Source organism: Lentzea sp. CC55 (genome assembly GCF_021056325.1).
Taxonomy (GTDB): Bacteria; Actinomycetota; Actinomycetes; order Mycobacteriales; family Pseudonocardiaceae; genus Lentzea; species Lentzea jiangxiensis.
The window spans coordinates 110,187-129,826 of the sequence record NZ_JAJCXE010000023.1; the positions used below are offsets into that span (position 1 = coordinate 110,187).

Consider the following 19,640-nt stretch of genomic DNA (forward strand, 5'->3'; position numbering starts at 1 on the left):
AACCTGCTCCTGCCAGGACGTCGAAGTGAGGAGTCCGAAATCGACACCGGACCGCTGGAACTTGCTGTCATCACGCGGTTCCACAGGGTGACAACCGAGCCTCGATTCCCGTTTTGCCGGGACTCCTTGATAGGTTAGGCATGCCTAATCAGGAGGTGGACAGGTGCGCAGGACAATCGCCGCGGTTCTGGTGCTCGGCCTAGTGGCCGGGTGTGGTGGAACCGCTCCCGCGGAGCAGCAGCAAAGTGGCCAGTGGTCCTTCAAGGACGATCGTGGCAAGGAGGTCACCGCGGAGAAGCGTCCGGAGCGCGTCGTCGCGCAGGTGTCCGCCGCGGGGGCCCTCAAGGACTACGGGATCAACGTCGTCGGCACGTTCGGCCCGCTCAAGCGCGCGGACGGCACGACGGACCCCGAGGCCGGCAGCATCGACCCGAGCCAGGTCACCGACGTCACGGGACCCGGCTACGGCGAGATCGACTTCGAGAAGTTCGCCGCGCTGAACGCCGACCTGGTCGTCGCGGGCTACTACCCCGAGGTCAGCGGTCTCTGGCACCTCACGGCCGAGTTCGAGGAGAAGGTCCTCAAGGTCGCCCCGACCGTCGGCATCGGCCAGTCGAAGATCCAGCTGCCGGACGGCGTCAAGCGCTTCCGCGAGCTCGCCAAGGCGCTCGGCGCCGACACCGAGTCCGCGAAGGTGAAGGCCGACGAGGCGGCGTTCGACAAGGCCGCGGCGCGGCTCAAGGACATCGGCGCGAAGATGACGGCCGCGAACCAGAAGATCCAGGTCGTCGGTGCCGACCCGAAGCTCTTCTACGTCGCCGTCCCGGCCCGCAACCCCGATCTCGACTGGTACGTCAAGGAGCTGGGCCTGCCGCTGCTCACCCCGGACAAGCCCGACGCCGAGGGCGGCGGCTACTTCCAGTCGCTGTCGTGGGAGAACTCCGGCACGTACAAGGAACACGTGATCATGTGGGACACCCGCCAGCACGTGCTCGACCCGGAGAAGATGAAGGAGGGCCACCCGGTCTTCCAGGCCCTGCCCGCCGTGCAGGCCAACCGGTTCGTGGAGTGGAACGCGGTCGCGCCGCTGAGCTACGCGTCCTACGCCGCGATCATGAACAAATTGGCTGACCAGCTGGACCAGGTGTTGGCAAAGTAGTCGTGTGCTGACGCTTCTGAAGGAAAACGGCCCGTTGCGCGTGCTCAGCACCGCACGGGTCGTTTCCGTTGTGGGGGACGCCCTCAGCCTCGTCACGCTGATGGTGCACGTGCAGTCCGTGCTGGGGAAAGCCATCGCGGTGGCGGCGCTGCTGCTCGTGGGCGACTTCGCGCCGTCTTTGCTCAGCCCGCTGACCGGCCTGATCAGCGACCGGTTCGACCGCCGCACGGTCATGGTCGCCTGCGAGGTCGCGCAGGGCGTGCTGCTCGCGGTCATCGCATTCACCCTGCCGCCCCTGCCGGTCCTGCTCGCGCTCGTCGGCGTGCGGGCCGTGATCGGGCAGATCTTCGTCCCGGCCTCGCGCGCGGCGGTGCCGAGCCTCGTCGCCGAGAAGGACCTCGGGCAGGCGAACACCGCGCTGGGCCTGGGGTCCAACAGCGCCGACGTGATCGGGCCGTTCCTCGCCGCCGTGCTCCTGACGTTCCTGGACGTCCGCGGGGTGCTGCTCGTCGACGCGGTCTCGTTCGGACTGTCGGCGTTGTTGTTGCTGCGCCTGCCGAAGCTCGTCGTGCCGGGCGGGCCGGGGGAGTCGGTGCTCGCCGACGTGAGGGCCGGCGTGGGCGAGATCCGGCGCAACCGGGCGTTGCGGATCCTCTTCCTCGGCTTCTGCGGTGTCGTCGCGTGCACCGCCATCGACGACGTCGCGGTGCTGCAGCTGACGATGGGCGTGTTCGGCGAGCCGGACAGCATCGCCGGCGTCGTGCTCGGTGCCGTCGGCGTCGGCCTGCTGCTGGGGTACGCGTTGCTGGCCAGGGGATCGGGCCGGTGGGGCATGGTGGCGCTGCTCGTCACCGGGTTCCTGATCAGCAGCGCCGGCAACCTGTTCACCGGTCTCGCGTGGGGCGTCGCGTCGGCGTTCGCGCTGCAGGCCGTGCGCGGGTTCGGCATCGCGGCCATGGACGTCGCGCACAGCACGCTGATCCAGCGGCTCGTGCCCGCCGATCGGACCGGCCGGGTGTTCGGCAACTTCTACGGCGGCATCGGGGTGGCGGCGGCGGTCTCGTACGTCGCCGGTGGTCTCGTCATCGACGTGATCGGTCCGCGGCTGACGCTGGTCGTCGCCGGTGGTGCGGGAGTTGTGGTGGCGTTGTGGGTGCTCGTCGCTTCACGAGCGAGAGGTGTCGACTGGGAACGGGCCTCCTGAAGGGGGACCGCCGTCGGTGCCGCTCGGTACGCTCGATCCCGTGGAGCCCTACGAACACGGCATGCTCGACGTCGGCGACGGCAACCAGGTCTACTGGGAGACCGTCGGCGATCCCGGCGGCAAGCCCGCCGTGTTCCTGCACGGCGGCCCCGGCGCCCCGTCGCAGGGCGCCCGCAAGGCCCTCGGGCCGGGGTTCCGGCTGGTGGTCCTCCACCAGCGCGGGTGCGGCCGCAGCACCCCGCACGCGAGCGACCCTGCCGCGGACATGAGCGTCAACACGACCGAGCACCTGATCGCGGACCTGGAGAAGCTCCGCGAGCACCTGGGCGTCGAGAAGTGGTTGGTGTACGCCGGTTCCTGGGGCACGACCCTCGCGGTCGCCTACGCGCAGCGCCACCCCGGACGCGTCTCCGAGATGGTCCTGATCGCGGTCACGCTCGCGTCGGAGCGCGAACTGGACTGGCTCTACGGGGGCGTTTCCCGCTTCTTCCCGGAGGCGTGGGCGAGGTTCAGCGCGCACGTCGGCGACGCGCCGGATGTGGTGCGCGCGTACTCGGACCTGATGGAGAGCCCGGACCGGCAGGTGCGCGAGCAGGCCGCCGCCGAGTGGTGCCGCTGGGAGGACGCGGTGCTGTCGCTGGAGGACTTCGGCCAGCCGGACGTGTTCTCGGGCAGGCCGGACGACGACGTGATCGCGCTCGTGCGGATCATCACGCACTACTACGCCCGCAAGGGTTTCGTCGGCGACCTGCTGGGAGGCGCGGGCAAGCTCGCCGGCATCCCCGCGGCGCTGGTCCACGGCAGGCGCGACCTGAGCTGCCCCGCCGACACCGCCTACGCGTTGGCGCGGGCGTGGCCGGACGCCGAACTGACCATCGTGGACGACAGCGGCCACAAGGGCAGCCCCGCCTTCCGGGAGGCGATCGAGGCCGCGGTCAGGAGGTTCTCCCCATGACACAGCGGAAACCGCACGGCACGGACTTCGAGACGTGGGTCGACCGGCAGATCCGCGAGGCCCAGGAGCGCGGCGAGTTCGAGAACCTGCCGAGCGCCGGGAAACCGTTGCCGGGCGCGGGCGAAGCGCTCGAAGAGGACTGGTGGATCAGGAGGAAGGTCCGGGAGGAAGAGGGCACGACAGGGTTGCCCCCTTCCCTGGTCCTGCGCAAGCGGGCCGAGACCGCCAGGGCGCGTGCCCTGGCGGCCCGGACCGACGACGAGGCGCGCGCGATCATCGGCGAGGTGAACGCGGAAATCCTCGAAGCGCTGCGGAAACCGTTGTCCGGCCCGCCTTTGGCGCTGATGCCGTTCGACGTCGACGAGCTGCTGCGTGAGAGGAAGGGGACCTCACGCGGTGCGTGATCAGCTCGCGTTGACGTCGATGCAGGAGTAGAAGGCCATCGGCGTGTCAGCGATGTTCCACACGGCCAGGACCTTGTGCCTGCCGGAGGAGCCCACGTTGACGGTGTGCGACACGGTGGCCGGCGGCTGCTGGTTGTTGCCGCTGAACGTCGCGACCTTGCGGCCGTCCACGAAGTAGTCGTAGTCGCGCGTGCGGTGGCGGGCGGTGAACGTCCAGTTGAACGTCACCGAACGACCGGTGCTGTGGACCCTCCAGCCCTTGTTGTCGTTGCTCAGCACGGAGAACTGCGACAGGTTGGCGTGGCAGCTCTGCAGGCCCTTCGGACCTTCGACCGACTGCGGCTCCCACTGGATCGCCCCGCAGTCCTTCACGACGCCGCTGGCGCACTGCGCCTGACGGCTGGCGGGGGCGGACACGTAGCCGTGCGCGTTCGCGGTACCGGTCGGGAGAGCCACGACGATCAACGGAGCGGCGAGAACGCCGGCCATGGCAGCAGTAACCCTGCGTCCACTCTTCATGTGACTTCCTTTGCCTTGATGTCTGAGTTGCTCCCGTTACATCGCGGCGGCGACTGAAGGTCTAGACCATACCGCGCGTAATCGCGGTGCCACAAGGTGTGCTGGTGGATCAGGCGGGAAAGGATTCTCCGGGCAGCTTCGTACAACGCCGATGCTGAGGCGTCGATCGCCGAAGTGGTGGTGCCGTGGCGAGTTCCGGGGTGCCGCGCTCAGCGGCGGGCTTCGTCGCGCAGGTTCGCGGGCAGCCGCGGGAACGGTCCGCGCCGGATGTAGCGCCAGTGCGAGACGAACACGACGACGGTCATCACGAGGTTGACCAGGCCCCAGAACAGGTAGGCCGTCCAGTCGTCGTACACGTGCACGCCCAGGGCGATCGCGGCGGCCAGGAACGCGCTGTTCCACAGCAGTCCGCGCACCGTGAAGCGCTTGACCTCGCGCATCCGTTCGCGCTGTTCGTCGTCCATCTCGCGCTTCCCCACACACCGACTGTCCCACGCCGGGCAGCCGCGGGACGACGCTTTTCAGAGCATCGGCAACCGGTCACCCGTGACGGGGTAGCGCCCGTTCTCGAGCCGGAACACGTAGGCGCGGAGGTCGGTCTCCAGTTCGCCCGCCAGGTAGGCGAGGAAGTCACGCGCACCCCCGGCCGCGTCGAGGTCGTAGGGGTCGGCTCCGCCGGCCTCCCACCTCCGGGCGAGCGCGGTCACGTGCTCGGCGACCTCGTCCCGCCCGCGCCACCAGTCGCGGACGGCGTCCGGTGTCCAGCGGGAGTCGCCGTCGCAGGCGTAGCCGTCGAGGGGGTCGTCCCACGCGGCGTCCACCAGGCAGTCGACCTCCTCGGGGGTCTTGGGCTGGCGGTAGACGAACTCCGCGAGGTGGGGGCCGCCGTAGAGCACGTGACGCGGCGCCGACAGCCTGCCGGTCCAGCAGGTGTCGGTTTCACCGGTGTAGAACGGGCCGGGCACGTTCAGCCACAGCTTCTGCGCCCACTTCGTGCCGTCCTCGGTCCTCGGGAACTCCTCGGGGACGTGGTCGAGCGGGTTCCACGGCTCCGTCATGCCGGCGTGGCCTCCTCTTCGGCCTTCTCCGCCGCGGGCCGGCCCGCGCGGCACGACGAAGGCGCGTTCGAGTGGTGCTTTCCAAAGCGCCGGGGGGATCCCGGCGCACCGCGAATGTAGTCCAGCGCCGCGAACGGGCGGGCGGGCCGACAGCGACTGTGCCCGCCTCGGTGGAGCTGCTCACCGGGTCGCCCACCCGGAACCAGCTCGACCAGCGGGTCTCCGCCGTGACGACGGGGAGTTGACACCGGAGAGCTGACACCGGGACGAAGTCCCCGCGCTGTCGGGACCAACGCCCGGTTCGGCGGTGCGGCGGAGCTCGTACCGTCGGCAGCAGGCCGCGTGGCGCTGCCGCGCGCCCCGGAGGAGGCAGGTGTCGATGGACTACATCCAGGTCTCGCTCGCGACGTCCATCCCCGAGCAGGCCAGGGACTACGCGTCCGCGCGCATCGGGTCGCTCGACCGCTACGCGCCGGACCGGATCGACTTCGCGTGGGTCAACCTGACCTCGGACAGGTCGGTGATCCACGCGCACGCCCGGCTCGACCTCAAGTGGGTCGAGGTGCAGGCGTACGCGGAGGCGGGCACGGTCACCGAGGTGATCGACCTGGTGCGCGAACGCGTGCGGCGGCAGCTCGTCTCGATGAGCGGCGTGCTCGCGCACCACTGACCCCGCGAGCCGACCCCACCACCCGGCGGGCCGGGTGGTGGGACCGCTGCACCCTCGTCGCGGAGCCGCGGCCCGCCGGTTGCGCGGAACACCTCCAACGGCGGAATCATGGCCGCCGAGGTGTCGAATCCGGGCCGCCGCGTTCGTACAAGGGGGGAAAGGAGACCACGATGACCCAGACGTACCTGCTCAGCATCTACCAGCCCGACGGGGAGGCTCCTCCGCCCGAGGTGCTCGACCCGATCATGGAGAACCTGGCCGCGCTGAACGAGGAGATGCGGGCCAAGGGGGCGTGGGTGTTCGCCGTCGGCCTGCACCCGCCGTCGACCGCCACCGTGCTGCGGGCCGAGGGTGACGACGTGCTGATGACCGACGGCCCGTTCACCGAGGGCAAGGAGCACATCGGCGGCTTCACGGTGATCCGGGCGGAGGACCTCGACGAGGCGCTCGAATGGGGCCGCCGGCTCGCCGGGGTGCTCAGCCCGCTGGCGGTCGAGGTCAGGCCGATCGCGGTCTGATGCTCGAGGAGGTCTTCCGCGCCGAGTACGGCCGGGCGGTGTCCGTCCTGGCCCGCGTCCTCGGGGACATCGACCTCGCCGAGGACGCGGTGCAGGACGCCTTCGCCACGGCCGTGAGGAGGTGGCCGGTCGACGGCGTCCCGGCGTCCCCGGCGGGCTGGATCATCACGACCGCCCGCAACCGCGCCGTCGACGGGCTGCGCCGCGCGGCCAAGGGCGCGGAGAAGCACGCGCAGGCGGCGCTGCTCGCGCACGAACCGGAAGAGGAGGAGGTGGGGGACGTGCCCGACGACAGGCTCCGGCTGATCTTCACGTGCTGCCACCCCTCGCTGGCGCCGCAGGCCAGGGTCGCGCTGACGCTGAAGCTGCTCGGCGGCCTGAGCACGGCGGAGATCGCCAGGGCGTTCCTGGTCCCGGAAACCACGATGGCGCAACGGATCGTGCGCGCGAAGGGCAAGATCCGGGCGGCCCGCATCCCGTACCGGGTGCCGCGCGACGCCGACCTGCCCGCACGCCTCGAAGCCGTTCTCGCCGTCGTCTACCTGATCTTCAACGAGGGCTGGCTCGACAGGGCGGACCTCGCGGACGAGGCGATCCGGCTCGGCCGGGTGCTCGCCGAGCTCATGCCGGACGAACCCGAGGTGTGGGGGTTGCTCGCGCTGATGCTGCTCGTCGCGTCACGCCGGGAGGCACGGCTGCGCGACGGCGAGATCGTGCTGCTGCGGGACCAGGACAGGTCGCTGTGGAACGCCGCGCTGGTCGCGGAGGGCCAGGACCTCGTGCGCCGCTGCCTGCGCTGGAACCGGCCCGGGCCCTACCAGCTCCAGGCCGCCGTCAACGCCGTGCACAGCGACCCGCCGACCGACTGGCACCAGGTCGTCGCCCTCTACGACCAGCTGATGGCGATCGCGCCCAGCCCGGTCGTCGCACTGCACCGGGCCGTGGCCGTCGCCGAGGTGGAGGGACCCGCGGCCGCGTTGCCCGAGGTCGAAGCCCTCGACCTCGACCGCTACCACCTGTTCCACGCCGTGCGCGCAGACCTGCTGCAACGCCTGGGGAAGAACCCCGTGCCGGCGTTGGAGGCCGCGCTGGAGCGGGCGGACCACCCGGCCGAGCGCGACCTGCTGCGCAGGAGGCTAGGCCTGGCGGCGGCGGACCAGCAGGATCGCGCCGACGACGACCACTAGCGCGACCACGATCCACACCCAGACCGGCACGCCGCCGGACTCCGGCGGCGTGGCCGCCGAGGGCGAGTTCGACACCGGCGCGCTCGGCGTCACCGACGACGGCGGCGGCGCGGCGGACGACGACGGCTGCCCCGCGACGGTCAGGGTGAAGGCGATCGTGCCGGAGATGGTGTCCCCGTCGTCGGCCTTGGCCTGCCAGGCGATCGTGTGGGGGCCCGCCTTCGCCGCGGACGGGTCGATCGTCGCGGTGATGGTGTTGTCGAGGGCGTGCACCTGCGTCACCGGCCACGAGGTGCCTTCCGGTCCCGTGATGGTGACCGGTGTGCCGTCGGGCAGGCTGACCGCGCCGGTGAACACCAGCTCGACGTTGCGGGGGAGGGCGTCGAGGGCCGCGCCGGACGCCGGGTTGCTGCTCTTGAGCTCGGCGTGGGCCTGCGCGGGGACGGCCACGGCCGTCGCGGCGAGCAGTGCCAGCACGAGCGCGCTGAAGTAACGCCTCACGTGCGCAGCGTAATGGGTTCGTCGATCAGTGCGGCAGGTCCGCGGGACCGGTCCGCGGCACGGGTGACGCCGCGACGGGCAGGAACGACAGCGCCACGGCGAGCGCGGCCGCCGCACCGGCGGCGATCACCGGCACGACCGGACCCACCTCGTGGAGCACGGTGCTGAGCACCGGCCCGGCCACGAACGTCAGCCCGCTCGTCATCATCACCAGCCCGGCGACGATCCCCTGGTGCCGCGGCGCGACCCCGAGCGACGCCGTCGCCGCGAACCCGGTGAGGGCGAAGCCGGCACCGATCGACACCACCAGGAACGCCAAGGCCATCAGCGACGGCACTGCCGCGACGACCGCGTACCCGGCCAGTGCGATCGCCGTGCCCGCCTTCATCAGCCGCGCGGGGGACCACTTCAGCAACGGCACGAGCAGACCCTGCGCCAGCACGAGCCCGGCGCCCCCGGCGAGCACCACGCCCTCGACGGCACCCGGCCCCGCGTCCCGGTGGAGGGCGGCGACCTGCACCAGGCCGAGGGACAGGTTCACCAGCAGGCCGATGCCGAAGGCGGGCAGCAGCTCCCAGCTCCGCGACGGCGCGACGTCGTGCGGACGGTCACCGGGCTTGTACGTGGCGAGCACCAGAGCCAGGACCAGCAGGACGAGCACGGGTGCGAGGTAGAGCGGCACCTGCAACGACGCCACGACGAGAGCACCGCCGACGACGGGGCCGAGCAGGCCGGCCAGTCCCTGGGCCGCACCGACGAGACCGACGGCGGTCGTGCGCGCGGTGACCCCGGGGGCCGAGGTGCCGGCGACGGCCAGCGCGACGACCGGCAGGGCGGCGAGGCCGGCGCCGAACAGGAAGCCGCGGAACACCAGCAGGAAGATGAACGCCACCTCGGGCGCCAGGGTCTCGCCGGCGGCGAACGTGACCGCGGCGGCGTGGCCCACCAGACCGAACAAACCCAGGCCGAGGCCCGCGACCAGCACGGGACGGGGTCCGGCGGCGTCGAGCAGCAGGCCCCAGAGCGGGGAGGCGAGGGTGATCGCCGCGGACGACACCGCGAAGACGAGTCCCAGCTGGGACGCGCTGAGCCCGAGGTCGATCGAGACGGGGCCGAGGAGCGAGATGACCATCTGGTGCACCGACTGCACGACCAGCAGTGCGATCAGCGGCAGCGTCAGCGTTCTGGGCACGCGGTTCCCCCTGGAGTGCGGCGGAGTCGTGAGAGTAGTTCAGTTCGGTGAACAGTTGGTTTGGAAGTCGATGTAGTCGGGTAACCGCCCGCGGAACTGATCAACTGACCGAGGAGCGGTTTGGCTCGCGACCAGGCAGCGTGGACGGGTGAGGCGGCGGACCTGCCCCTGGGCAGGCAACGGCCGTCGCTCGCGGCCGTCCGGCGCTGGGTGCGCCTGGAACTGGTGCGGGAGGACGCCGACGCGGTCGCGGACGTGCTGCTGGTGGTGAACGAGCTCGTCAGCAACGCGTACCGGTACACGTCGGAACCGTCGTTCCTGCGCGTCGTCGTGGAGACGTCCAGGATCCGCGTCGAGATCGCGCACGACGCGCGTGCCAACCCGCCGCTGCGCAAGGTCTCCCGGCCGCAGCGCGGGTACGGTCTGGTCCTGGTGGCCCGGCTGTCCGACCGCTGGGGCGTCGACAGGGCCCACGGCGGCACCGTGGTCTGGGCGGACCTGCCGAGGGTGCTGTGAGTGAAGTTCGCCGTGTTTCGATTTGCGCGTCTGTGGGTATGGAACCTCCAGCCCTGCACGAAGAGGGCGCGGGGAGAGGCTGATGGGTATCGCAGGACGGTCCAGCGAACGACTGGACCTGGTCCTACCGGAGGGGGGCTTGCCGCTCGCCGACGTGCGGGCGGAGGTTCGTCGACTCCTGCGGGGGATGCACGAGAACGTCGTGGTCGACGTGATGGTCGTGGCCACGGAGCTCGTGAGCAACGCGTACCACCACGCCGCCCCTCCCCGGCGTGCCCGCATCCTCTGCCTGCCGGAGCGCGAGGTTGTGCGCGTGGAGGTCGACGACGGCACGCCCGGCCGGTTCCCGCAGCTCGGGCGGATCGGGTTCCTGGGGCGCCGGCAGCGGGGTCTGCTGCTGGTCAACGGCCTGGCGCAGGTGTGGGGGCACAACCGGTTCCCCGACCTCAAGACCGTGTGGGCGGACGTCTCCTCGGTCAGGTGAGGGTTTTGACCACGTAGGCGGCGGCTTCGGCGACGAGGGCCTCGTCGTACTTCGCGTCCGCTTCCTGCTTGCTGGACATGACCGCGATCAGCAGCGGTTCCCGGCCGGGCGGCCACACGACTGCGATGTCGTTGACGGTGCCGTACGAGCCGGTGCCGGTCTTGCTCGCGACCCTGCTGCCCGCGGGCACCCCGGCCCGGACGCGCCTGGCGCCGGTGACGGATCGTTCCAGCAGGTCGTTGAGGAAGTCGCGCTTGTCGCGGGGCAGGGCGTCACCGAGCACGAGCCGCCGGTAGTCGGTGCCGAGCGAGCGCGGGGTGGCGGTGTCGCGCGGATCGCCGGGCACGGCCGAGGTGATGTCCGGCTCGATCCGGTCCATGCGGGTCTCGGTGTCGCCGAGCTCGCGCAGGTACCTCGTGAGCTCCGCGGGACCGCCGAGGTCGCGCAGCAGCAGGTTGCCGGCGGTGCCGTCGCTGTGGCGGACCGCCGCGTCGCACAGGTCGCGCAGCTTCATGCCCGTCCCGACGTTCCGCCGGGTGATCGCCGAGCTCTTCATGAGGTCGGCCTCGGTGTAGGTGACGACGGTGTCGAGGTGCGCCATCGGGTTGCGGTGCAGGACAGCCGCGGCGGCGAGACCCTTGAACGTCGAGCAGAACGCGAACCGCTCGTCCGCCCTGTGCTCGACCGTCCTGCCCGTGTCGCTCACCGCGTACACGCCCAGGCGCGCGTCGAACTTCTTCTCCAGTTCGACCAGCGCGTCGTGCCGCACGGGCGCCGCACTGGTCGTGGCGGCCGTGCTGGTGGGCGTGGTCGGTGCCGCGGTCCGGGGTGCCGGTGGGGTGGCGCAGCCGGCGAGCGGGAGGAGGGCGAGCATTTTCAGGACTGCGCGTCGATCCGTCACCCGTCCACCGTATTTGATCTCGGCAGCGCGAGGTGTGCGCGGTCGCTGCGCAGGAAGACCGCCGACCGGGCGACCGCCTGGCCGCGCGGGTCGTGGCTCAGCCACGTGACGGACAGGAGCGGGGTGGCCGCTCGGACCCCCAGCCGGGCGGCGACGTGAGGTGTGGCCAGAGCGGTCGCGCACTGCGGTTGTGCGGCGCTCTCGAAGCCGTAGGTGTCCCTGAGGAACTTCGGCAGCGGGGTGGTGCGGTCGTAGAGACGGGCGAGGCCGGGGAACCGGGAGGCGCGCAGGGACGCCGACCGCACGCCGACCGGCTCGTCGCCGTGCACCAGCACCGATTCGACGACGACCAGGTCCTGTGCCGCCGGCCGGACCGTGGTCGACTCGCGGGTGGCGACGTCGCGGACCAGGGCGTCGAGGCCCAGCCGGTGCACGGGCCTGCGCGGTGCGACGGCGGTGCCCCGGCGCCCCGCCCCGCGCACGAGCCTGCCCTCCAGCACGAGCTCGTCCAGCGCCTTGCGGATGGTGGCGCGGGACATGCCGAAGAGGTCGGACAGCACGCGCTCCGGGGGGAACGGCGTGTTGTCCTGCCGTTCGTTCAGCAGGTCGAGGAGCTTGGCCTTGGCCTGGTAGTAGCGCGGGACGGGCACGCCCCGACGCTAGGGCCGGGCGATAACCGGCGACTCATCGTGCTTCTCGTGCGTCCGGCACGGAGCCGATTTCCTCGTAGATCCGGACGGCCTGCGCCCTGTCGCCCGCCAGGTACGCGGTGGCGGCGTCACGCCAGCGCGACCACGACACCCCCGCGAGGCTTTCCGGGCCGTGCCCGGCTCTGGCGAGCACGATCGGCAGGCCCGCCCCGACGAGCCCGGTGATCTGGCGGCCGGGCAGCGACGTCAGCAGTTCGCCGACCTCCGGCCGTTCCCCGTGGTGCAGCGCGACGCGGGCCTGGAGCACGAGCGGGTGCTGCAGTTCGCCGGGATGGTCCTTCGCCCTGGCGAGGCGCAGCGCCGTGCGGGCGTCCTCGGTGGCACCGGCGAGGTCACCGGCCAGCAGCCGGACGCGGCCGCGGTCGGCGTGGAGGTGGGACTGACCGGGGGAGAGGGCGATCGACCCGTCGAGGGTCGCCAGCGCCTCGGTGAGGCGGCCGTCCCAGAACAGCTCGGCGTACTGCGACGAGTCGAGCCACGAGAGCGTGTAGCTGTCGCCGCGGCGCAGCGCGTCCACCCTGGCCCCGGTTCTCGTGGCGAGCCGCTCGCCGAGGTCGCCGAGCACGGAGTGGGCGGTGCTCAGGTTGAACAGGCAGAGGCTGGGGGAGACCCCGGCCGCGCGGCGTTCCGCCACGGCCTGCCGCAGGTCGTCGAGACCGCCGCGGTCGCCCTGCTCGACCCTGGCCAGTCCCCGCGCCTCCAGGGCGATGGCGCGGTCCTCTCCCGTCGCCGCCGCGAGGGCCGCCTCCGCGGCGGTGACCGCCTCGTCCGGCCTGCCCGCCAGCGTCAGGGAGTGGGCGAGGTGGGCCTGGACACCGGACACGCGGTCACCGGGGCCGGCCCGCGCGAGGAACTCGACGGTCCGGTCGAGGTGTCGTCCGGCCGCCGCGTGGTCGCCGCGGTGCCACGCGGCTTTCCAGGACGCCCGGGACGCCTCCGCCGCGCCGGCGAAGTCCCCCGCGCGGAGGTGGAGCGCGATGGCCTCGGCCAGCTCGTCGAGGCCGCCGCCGTTCCAGGCGAGGCTCGACCCCAGCAGCGCCAGCAGCTCGACCCGGTCGGGCAGGCCCGGCGGGCAGACCGCGAGGGCGGCGCGGTAGCAGCGGATCGCGGTGTCCCTCGCGGCCAGTGCGCTCGCCCGGCGGCCCGCGTCCGTGAGAGCTGTTCGCGCCGCTCGTCCCATGATGTCGCACGGGCGTCCGGAAGCTTCCGCGAGCCACACGGCTTCCTGGTAGTGGTGCGCCAGCAGGGGAACGTGCTCCAGCGGCAGCGCCCGCACCCACTCCGCGGCGCGGTAGTGCTTCATCGCCTTGGTGCCGCGCGGCACCCGGTCGTAGGCGACGTCGCGCACCAGCACGTGGCTGAACGCGTACTCGACCTCGCCGACGACGTTGCTGGTGGTCCGGCGCCGCAGGAAGTCGCGTTGCCGCAACACCTCCAGGCAGCGCGAGACCTCGGCGACGTCACGTTCCGCGACCATCGCGACCGCGCCGGGCCAGACCGTCGAGCCGATGACCGCCGCGTCCTGCAGCACGGCCTTCTCGCGCGGCGGCAACGAGTCCAGCCGCGCGCCGATGACACTCTGCACGGTGTCCGGGAGGGCGTCCGGCGCGCCGTCGCGGAGCATGCGGACGTACTCGCCGGCGAACAGCGGGTTGCCCGCCGATCGCCGCAGGAGCGCCGGCAGGTCGGCGGTCACGTCGTGCTGGCTCAGCAACGCTTCCAGCAGCAGGGTGGTGTCCTCTTCGGACAGTGCGCCGACCGCCAGGGTGCCGCGCCAGTCCGGGCGGCGGTGCAGGAGCTCCGGTCGTGCGGTCATGAGCACCAGCAACGGCACGTCATCGGTGCTGTCCGTGAGACCGTGCAGGAAGTCCAGCAACAGGTCTTCGGCCCAGTGGACGTCCTCGACGACCACGACGAGCGGTTCCGCGGCGAGCTGCTCGACGAACCTCCGCCACGCCATCAGCACGTCACCACCGCGCGGGCTCACCCCGACCAGCGCGGACAGCTGCGTGACCAGCCAGGGGTCGTCGGTGACCGCCTCGATCTTCGCGACGACCACGTCGGCCGGGTCGGTGTCGAAGATCCGGGCGTGGGCCCGCACGATCTCGGCGAGCGGGGCGAAGGCGTCGTTGCGGACGAACGGCGGGGTGCGTCCCGTGAGGGTTCTCCTGCCGGTCGCGAACTCCTTGACGAGCCTGCTCTTGCCCGCTCCCGGTTCGCCGACCAGCGTGACCGCGCTCGGGCGGCTCGCGGTGACCGTTCGGTGGTGGACCTCGGTCAGGTGGGCTGTGTGCCTTGCGCGGCCCACGAACGGGGTGTCGTCGTCCACCGGGGCGAGCAGCCGTTCCGTCACCGGGCAGGTCTTCACCTCGTTCGTGCTCGTGCTCTCCAACAGGCGCAGGGCGGCGTCCAGCACGGTGCCGCCGACCTCGACGCGGTCGCCGGACGTCACGAGCGCCGGGCCGGTGGACACCGCGGCCGCGGCGGGGTGCCCGCCGATGATCTCCCCGGCGGCGCGGACCGCCCGTGCGGCGTCGTCTTCCCTGTTGACCGGGGCGCCGAACGCCGCGCAGACCGTCGAGCCGAGCGTGGTGACCGTGGTCCCGCCCATCGCCTCGATCCGCTCCTTGACCTGGGCGACGGCGGTTTCGAGCCGCTCGTCGGCGGCTTCGCCCTCTCCCCGCTGGTGCAGGCGGACCACCAGGACGCTGACCTTCTTGCGTTCCAGCAGGGGCGGTGCCGCCGGCGTGGTGATCATCAGCGCCGGATCCCGGGTGAGGATCGCCCGGTGCAGGCCGGCGAGTTCGCGGCTCGGGGCGATGCCGAGTTCGTCGACGAACCTGTTGTGCGCGTTGCGGTACACCGCCAGTGCGTCCGCTTGCCTGCCGGATCTGCAGAGAGCCAGCATCAGGTGGGCTTGCAGGCGTTCGCGCAGCGGGTGGTCGCGGGTCAGCGCTCGCAGTTCCGGGATGATCTCGTGGTGGCGGCCCGCCGCCAGCTCCGCTTCGAACCTGTCCTCGACGGCCTGGTCGTGCAGGCTGGTGATCTCGGTCAGGGCCGGCCAGGTGACGCCCTCGGCGGCCAGGTCCGCGAGGACCGGGCCCCTCCAGAGGGCCAGGGCCGCGCGCAGGGTGGTGGCGGCCTGGTCCGGGGTGGGGGACCCGGCGGCGTGGCGCAGGGCGGTCCGGAACCGGTGCAGATCGACGGCGGCCGGGTCGGTGTTCAGCTGGTAGCCCGGCTTGCGGGTGGTGATGTCCAGACCGGCCTTGCGGAGCGCGGAGATCGCGTTGAGCAGGATCCCCCTGGCTGTCGGGGGTTGTTCGTGCGGCCAGATCGCCGTGGTCAGCTCGGTGGTCGGGACCGTGCGGTTCGCGTTGAGCAGGAGGTAGGCGAGGGCCGCTCGGCGGGTGAAGCCGCCGAGGTGCTGGTCTCTGCCGTCGAGGTGGACCCGCAGGGGGCCCAGGACGGCGAACTCCGCGGACATTGGTTCGGACCATACCGGGGATTCGCGGTGTACGGGTTTGCCGCCTTCGGGATGGCGGGCTTGTGGGCTCGGTGAACCGGTGCCATGTTGGGGGTGACGTACCGGCTGGTCCTCTGGGTGGGGAGATCACGGATGCGGCGAACGGCGGGGCTGGGGCTGCTGGCGGTGTGCGGGTTGCTGGCGGGGTGCCTGGGGCAGACGCGAAGTGGTGATCAGGCGCGCAACGCCGACGCCAAGGAGATCACGCTGACGATCGTGGCCAACGCGGTGTCGGGCGGGAAGAACGCCCGTGGGGCCGGGTGGTTGCAGAACTGGGTGATCCCGCGGTTCACCGAGCTGCAGAAGGCCAAGGGTGTGACGGCCACCGTGCGGTTCGAGCAGAACGGGGCCGGGGACGAGGACTACAGGACCAAGGTCGCGCTCGACCTCAAGACCGGGGGCGGGGGCGACGTCGTCGAGATCGACGGCATCTGGCTCGGGGAGTTCGCGCAGGCCGGGCAGATCAAGCCGCTGGACGAGGTCGTCGGCGACGTGGCCTGGGACGGGTGGGAGCAGATCCCCGACGCCGTGCAGGGGCTGGGGGAGTTCGACGGCAAGCGGTACGGGGTGCCCATGGGCACGGACGGGCGCGTGCTGTTCTTCAACAGGAAGCTGTTCGCGCAGGCCGGGTTGCCGGTGGAGTGGCAGCCGCGGTCGTGGCAGGACGTGCTCGACGCCGGGGCGAAGCTGAAGGGGCTGCCGGGGGTCACACCGATCCAGCTCAACGCCGGGACCGCGATGGGCGAGGCGACGACCATGCAGGGCGTGCTGCCCGCGCTGGCGGGCGCGGGGCGGCCGATCTACGAGAACGGCAAGTGGCAGGGGGACTCCGCCCAGCTCAAGGACGTGCTCGAGCTGTACCGGAAGGTGTACGGGGGCGGGCTCGGGGATCCCGTGCTGCAGCAGGAGGCCAAGGGGCGGGACCGGTCGTTCCAGCTGTTCAGCGAGAACAGGATCGGGATCCTGCTGGAGAGCGACTACTTCTGGCGGTCCGTGGTGGAGCCGCGCAACGGCGTGGCCAGGATGGCGGACCGCGACACCGCGGTCGGGTGGGCGCTCATCCCGGCCAGGCAGGCCGGGGCCGGTGTGGGTGGGCAGGACTTCGTGAGCATGTCCGGGGGCGGGGTGCGGGTGATCAACCCGAACACGAAGTACCCGAAGCAGGCCTGGGAGTTCCTGCGGTTCCTCAACTCCGCGGAGGCCGTGAAGGAGTCGCTGGCCGGTACGGCGCAGCTCACCCAGCGGCAGGACGTCAACGACGAGGTGCTCGGGGGCGACCCGATGCTGACGTTCGTCTCGGAGAAGGTCCTGCCCATCACGCGCTACCGGCCCGGGTTGGCGGACTACCCGAAGGTGTCCGCGGCGTTGCAGCAGGCCACGGCGGACGTGGTCGCCGGGAGGAGTCCCGATGAGGCGGCCGGTGCGTACCGGGCGGCGCTGGTGAAGGCCGTCGGCGAGGGCAACGTTGGATAGCTCCGGGCTGGGCGTCCGGCGCGCCGCCGCGTTCGTGGCGCCCGCGCTGCTGCTGATCGGGGTCTTCCTGGTCTTCCCGGCGCTGTGGACGTTGTACATCGGCATCACGGACTACCGGCTCACCGGGCCGGCCGCGGCGAACCCGCGGGTGGTCGGGGTGGACAACCTCGTCGAGGCCGTGCGGGACCCGCTGTTCACGAACTCGGTGTGGCTCACGGCGATGTTCGTGCTGGGGTCCGCGGTCGTCGGGCAGAACGTGCTCGGGTTCGGACTGGCCTGGCTGCTGCGGACCATGCGGCCCGGGGTGCGGCGGCTCGTCGAGGGGCTGGTGCTGCTGTCGTGGATCCTGCCGGGCACGGTGGTGGCGTACCTGTGGTTCGCGGTGCTGAGCCGCGACACCGGGACGCTCGGGGTGCTGCTCGGGTCGCCGGAGACGGCGTGGCTGGTGCAGTACCCGATGACCAGCCTGATCATCTTCAACGTGTGGCGCGGGACGGCGTTCTCGATGCTGCTCTACACCTCGGCGCTGGCCGCGGTGCCGCCGTCGCAGCTGGAGACCGCGCGGCTGGCGGGCGCGTCCGGGTGGCAGACCGTGCGGGACGTGGTGTTCCCGCACATCCGCGGGCACGTGCTGACGAACACGCTCCTGATCAGCCTGTGGACGGCCAACGACTTCACGCCGTTCCTGCTGACCGCGGGCGGGCCGAACCACCGGTCCGAGGTGCTGCCGGTGCTCATCTACCGGCAGGCGCTGGAGAGCGGCCAGCTCGGGTACGCGTCGGCGCTGTCGATCCTGCTGCTGGTGGGCAACCTGGCCATCGCGCTCGTGTACCTGCGGTTGCTGCGGAGGCGCACGTGAGTCCGCTGTGGATCATCCGCCGGATCGGTTTCTACGTGCTGGTCTCGGTGGTGCTGGCGTTCTTCGCGGTGCCGATGCTGTGGCTCGCCTCGGCGCCGTTCGACGCGAAGCCGGGGCTGGGGCTGCGCTGGCCGGACTGGACCTTCTCGAACGTCGTGGCGACCTTCGAGCACCCGTACGCGCTGACGTCGCTGGGGAACTCCCTGGTGTTGTGCGTCGTCGCGACCGTGGTGACGACGGTGCTCGCCGCGCTGGCGGCCTACGCGCTGTCGCGGGTGCGGATCCCCGGCCGGGACCTGCTGCTGTACCTGCTGTTGCTGCTGTCGAGCGTGGTGACGGGCACGGCGGCGATGGTGCCGATCTTCGTGATGATGCTGCAGCTCGGGCTGATCAACTCGCAGTTCGGCACGGCGCTCGTGATCGCGGGCGGCCTGCTGCCCGCGGCCATCTTCATCCTCAAGGACTTCGTGGACGCCGTGCCGCGCTCGTACGAGGAGTCGGCGCGGGTGTTCGGCGCCTCGCCGCGGCAGGTGCTGAGCCACGTGGTGCTGCCGGTGGCGCGGCCGGGGGTGGCGACGATCTTCGTGTGGGCGTTCGTCAACGCCTGGGGCAACTTCCTGCTGCCGTTCCTGCTGCTGCGCGACGTCGGCCGGCAGCCGGCGGCGGTGCTGTTGCGGACGCTCTACGACGAGGGCGGGAGCGCCGACCTGACGGTGATCCCGGTGTTCTCGCTGCTGTACTCGATCCCGGTGGTCGTGCTGTACCTGTTCGTGAACAAGCGGTACGGGTTCCGATTCCACGGAGGCATCAAGAGCTGATGGCGAGCATCACTGCCGAGGGCCTGTCGACCGTCTACCCCGGCGGGGTGCGGGCGGTGGACGACCTGGACCTCGAGATCGCCGACGGCGAGCTGTTCGCCCTGCTCGGACCCTCCGGCTGCGGCAAGACGACGCTGCTGCGCACCATCGCGGGACTGGAGGCGGCGACCGGCGGTGCCGTGGCGATCGGCTCGCGGGACGTCACCCGGCTGCAGCCCGGTGACCGCCGGGTGGCGATGGTGTTCCAGGACTACGCGCTGTTCCCGCACATGACGGTCGCCGAGAACATCGCCTACCCGTTGCGGGTGCGGGGCGCGGCGAAGTCCGCGCAGCGGGAGACGGCCGCCAGGACCGCCGCCGGGCTGAGCCTCGACGGGCTGCTCGGACGTCGGCCGGGCCAGCTGTCGGGCGGCCAGCAGCAACGGGCGGCGCTCGCCCGCGCGGTCGCCGGGTCGGCCGAGGTGCTGCTGCTCGACGAGCCGCTGTCCAACCTGGACGCCCGGCTGCGGCTGGAGGCGCGGACGTTCCTCAAGAAGCTGCAACGGGAGCTGGCGCTGACGACGGTGTTCGTCACGCACGACCAGGCCGAGGCACTGGCGCTGGCCGACCGGATCGCCGTGATGGACGCCGGGCGGATCCGCCAGCTCGGCACACCGCGCGAGGTGTTCCAGCGACCCGCGGACACGTTCGTGGCGAACTTCATCGGCTCCACGCCCATGAACCTCGTGCCGCGCGGCTCGGAGATCATCGGCGTGCGGCCGGAATACCTGGCACCGGCGGAGGAGGGGCTGTTCACCGGTGTCGTGTCCATTGTGGAGAACCTCGGCGTGACGTCGCTGGTGACGCTGGACTGCGGCGACGACCAGATCGGGTACGTCGTGCCGGAGGACGGCGAACCGCCGGTCGGCACCACGGTGACGGTGGACGCCCCGCCCGCACGTGTTCTGAGCTACGACAGGGAGACCGGCCTACTCGTGAGGTGACGCCCG

General features: G+C 71.6%; 21 protein-coding genes. 13 read left to right on the plus strand and 8 right to left on the minus strand.

Going from position 1 to position 19,640, the window contains the following annotated elements; genetic code table 11:
- The first annotated feature begins 163 nt into the window (after window positions 1–163).
- From L6E10_RS21090 to L6E10_RS21105, 4 genes are read left to right on the plus strand one after another with little or no spacing between them, the layout of a single operon-like run.
- Window positions 164–1,159 (plus strand): ABC transporter substrate-binding protein, encoded by a 996-nt coding sequence (locus L6E10_RS21090; protein WP_236221239.1) that lies wholly within the window; start codon window positions 164–166, stop codon window positions 1,157–1,159.
- 4 nt (window positions 1,160–1,163) lie between these two features.
- Complete coding sequence (locus tag L6E10_RS21095; RefSeq protein WP_236221240.1) at window positions 1,164–2,363, plus strand: MFS transporter; 1,200 nt, start codon at window positions 1,164–1,166, stop codon at window positions 2,361–2,363.
- 40 nt (window positions 2,364–2,403) lie between these two features.
- A complete protein-coding gene (gene pip / locus L6E10_RS21100; protein ID WP_236221241.1) occupies window positions 2,404–3,318 on the plus strand; it encodes a prolyl aminopeptidase in 915 nt (304 codons plus the stop codon).
- Window positions 3,315–3,722 (plus strand): DUF1992 domain-containing protein, encoded by a 408-nt coding sequence (locus L6E10_RS21105; RefSeq protein ID WP_236221242.1) that lies wholly within the window; start codon window positions 3,315–3,317, stop codon window positions 3,720–3,722. The genes pip and L6E10_RS21105 overlap by 4 nt, the downstream gene beginning before the upstream one ends.
- On the opposite strand, the gene L6E10_RS21110 is transcribed toward L6E10_RS21105, so the two are convergent.
- The 3 genes from L6E10_RS21110 to L6E10_RS21120 form a co-directional block, all read right to left on the minus strand.
- A complete protein-coding gene (locus L6E10_RS21110) occupies window positions 3,723–4,241 on the minus strand; it encodes a lytic polysaccharide monooxygenase auxiliary activity family 9 protein (RefSeq protein WP_236221243.1) in 519 nt (172 codons plus the stop codon).
- 209 nt (window positions 4,242–4,450) lie between these two features.
- Complete coding sequence (locus tag L6E10_RS21115) at window positions 4,451–4,720, minus strand: hypothetical protein (RefSeq protein ID WP_236221244.1); 270 nt, start codon at window positions 4,718–4,720, stop codon at window positions 4,451–4,453.
- Between the two features lie 42 nt (window positions 4,721–4,762).
- The gene (locus L6E10_RS21120; protein ID WP_236221245.1) at window positions 4,763–5,299 is read right to left on the minus strand and encodes a hypothetical protein; all 537 of its coding nucleotides are present in this window, start codon (window positions 5,297–5,299) and stop codon (window positions 4,763–4,765) included.
- A gap of 379 nt (window positions 5,300–5,678) precedes the next feature.
- Here L6E10_RS21120 and L6E10_RS21125 point away from each other — a divergent pair, with 379 nt between their 5' ends.
- From L6E10_RS21125 to L6E10_RS21135, 3 genes are all read left to right on the plus strand, one after another.
- Complete coding sequence (locus L6E10_RS21125) at window positions 5,679–5,969, plus strand: HPF/RaiA family ribosome-associated protein (RefSeq protein WP_236221246.1); 291 nt, start codon at window positions 5,679–5,681, stop codon at window positions 5,967–5,969.
- Window positions 5,970–6,139: 170 nt separating this feature from the next.
- Complete coding sequence (locus tag L6E10_RS21130; protein ID WP_236221247.1) at window positions 6,140–6,487, plus strand: YciI family protein; 348 nt, start codon at window positions 6,140–6,142, stop codon at window positions 6,485–6,487.
- Window positions 6,487–7,674 (plus strand): RNA polymerase sigma factor, encoded by a 1,188-nt coding sequence (locus L6E10_RS21135; protein WP_236221248.1) that lies wholly within the window; start codon window positions 6,487–6,489, stop codon window positions 7,672–7,674. Before L6E10_RS21130 ends, L6E10_RS21135 begins: the two co-directional genes overlap by 1 nt.
- Here L6E10_RS21135 and L6E10_RS21140 read toward each other — a convergent pair.
- On the minus strand, window positions 7,624–8,175 hold the full coding sequence (locus tag L6E10_RS21140) for a copper resistance protein CopC (RefSeq protein WP_236221249.1): 552 nt from the start codon (window positions 8,173–8,175) through the stop codon (window positions 7,624–7,626). The genes L6E10_RS21135 and L6E10_RS21140 overlap by 51 nt on opposite strands.
- 25 nt (window positions 8,176–8,200) lie before the next feature.
- Window positions 8,201–9,367 carry an MFS transporter gene (locus L6E10_RS21145; protein ID WP_236221250.1) on the minus strand — a complete coding sequence of 389 codons (1,167 nt, stop codon included), beginning with the start codon at window positions 9,365–9,367 and terminating at the stop codon, window positions 8,201–8,203.
- A 120-nt stretch (window positions 9,368–9,487) separates the two neighbouring features.
- Here L6E10_RS21145 and L6E10_RS21150 point away from each other — a divergent pair, with 120 nt between their 5' ends.
- On the plus strand, window positions 9,488–9,883 hold the full coding sequence (locus L6E10_RS21150) for an ATP-binding protein (RefSeq protein ID WP_236221251.1): 396 nt from the start codon (window positions 9,488–9,490) through the stop codon (window positions 9,881–9,883).
- A gap of 82 nt (window positions 9,884–9,965) precedes the next feature.
- Window positions 9,966–10,367, plus strand: a complete 402-nt coding sequence (locus tag L6E10_RS21155) for an ATP-binding protein (protein WP_236221252.1) — start codon at window positions 9,966–9,968, stop codon at window positions 10,365–10,367.
- On the opposite strand, the gene bla is transcribed toward L6E10_RS21155, so the two are convergent.
- From bla to L6E10_RS21170, 3 genes are read right to left on the minus strand one after another with little or no spacing between them, the layout of a single operon-like run.
- Window positions 10,360–11,241 carry a class A beta-lactamase gene (gene bla / locus L6E10_RS21160; RefSeq protein WP_236221316.1) on the minus strand — a complete coding sequence of 294 codons (882 nt, stop codon included), beginning with the start codon at window positions 11,239–11,241 and terminating at the stop codon, window positions 10,360–10,362. The two genes, L6E10_RS21155 and bla, sit on opposite strands and share 8 nt — an antisense overlap.
- Before the next feature lie 23 nt (window positions 11,242–11,264).
- Entirely contained in the window at window positions 11,265–11,918 is a 654-nt protein-coding gene (locus tag L6E10_RS21165) for a GntR family transcriptional regulator (RefSeq protein ID WP_236221253.1), read from the minus strand.
- Between the two features lie 34 nt (window positions 11,919–11,952).
- Window positions 11,953–15,462, minus strand: coding sequence for a BTAD domain-containing putative transcriptional regulator (locus L6E10_RS21170; protein ID WP_236221254.1), 3,510 nt, complete (start codon window positions 15,460–15,462; stop codon window positions 11,953–11,955).
- A gap of 132 nt (window positions 15,463–15,594) precedes the next feature.
- On the opposite strand from L6E10_RS21170, the gene L6E10_RS21175 reads away from it, so the two are divergent.
- Genes L6E10_RS21175 through L6E10_RS21190 form a run of 4 tightly spaced genes read left to right on the plus strand, consistent with a single transcriptional unit; the run spans window position 15,595 to window position 19,634 of the window.
- Window positions 15,595–16,974 (plus strand): extracellular solute-binding protein, encoded by a 1,380-nt coding sequence (locus L6E10_RS21175; RefSeq protein ID WP_236221255.1) that lies wholly within the window; start codon window positions 15,595–15,597, stop codon window positions 16,972–16,974.
- Complete coding sequence (locus L6E10_RS21180; protein ID WP_236221256.1) at window positions 16,967–17,833, plus strand: carbohydrate ABC transporter permease; 867 nt, start codon at window positions 16,967–16,969, stop codon at window positions 17,831–17,833. The genes L6E10_RS21175 and L6E10_RS21180 overlap by 8 nt, the downstream gene beginning before the upstream one ends.
- A complete protein-coding gene (locus L6E10_RS21185; protein WP_236221257.1) occupies window positions 17,830–18,651 on the plus strand; it encodes a carbohydrate ABC transporter permease in 822 nt (273 codons plus the stop codon). Before L6E10_RS21180 ends, L6E10_RS21185 begins: the two co-directional genes overlap by 4 nt.
- A complete protein-coding gene (locus L6E10_RS21190; protein ID WP_236221258.1) occupies window positions 18,651–19,634 on the plus strand; it encodes an ABC transporter ATP-binding protein in 984 nt (327 codons plus the stop codon). Before L6E10_RS21185 ends, L6E10_RS21190 begins: the two co-directional genes overlap by 1 nt.
- Window positions 19,635–19,640: the final 6 nt, after the last annotated feature.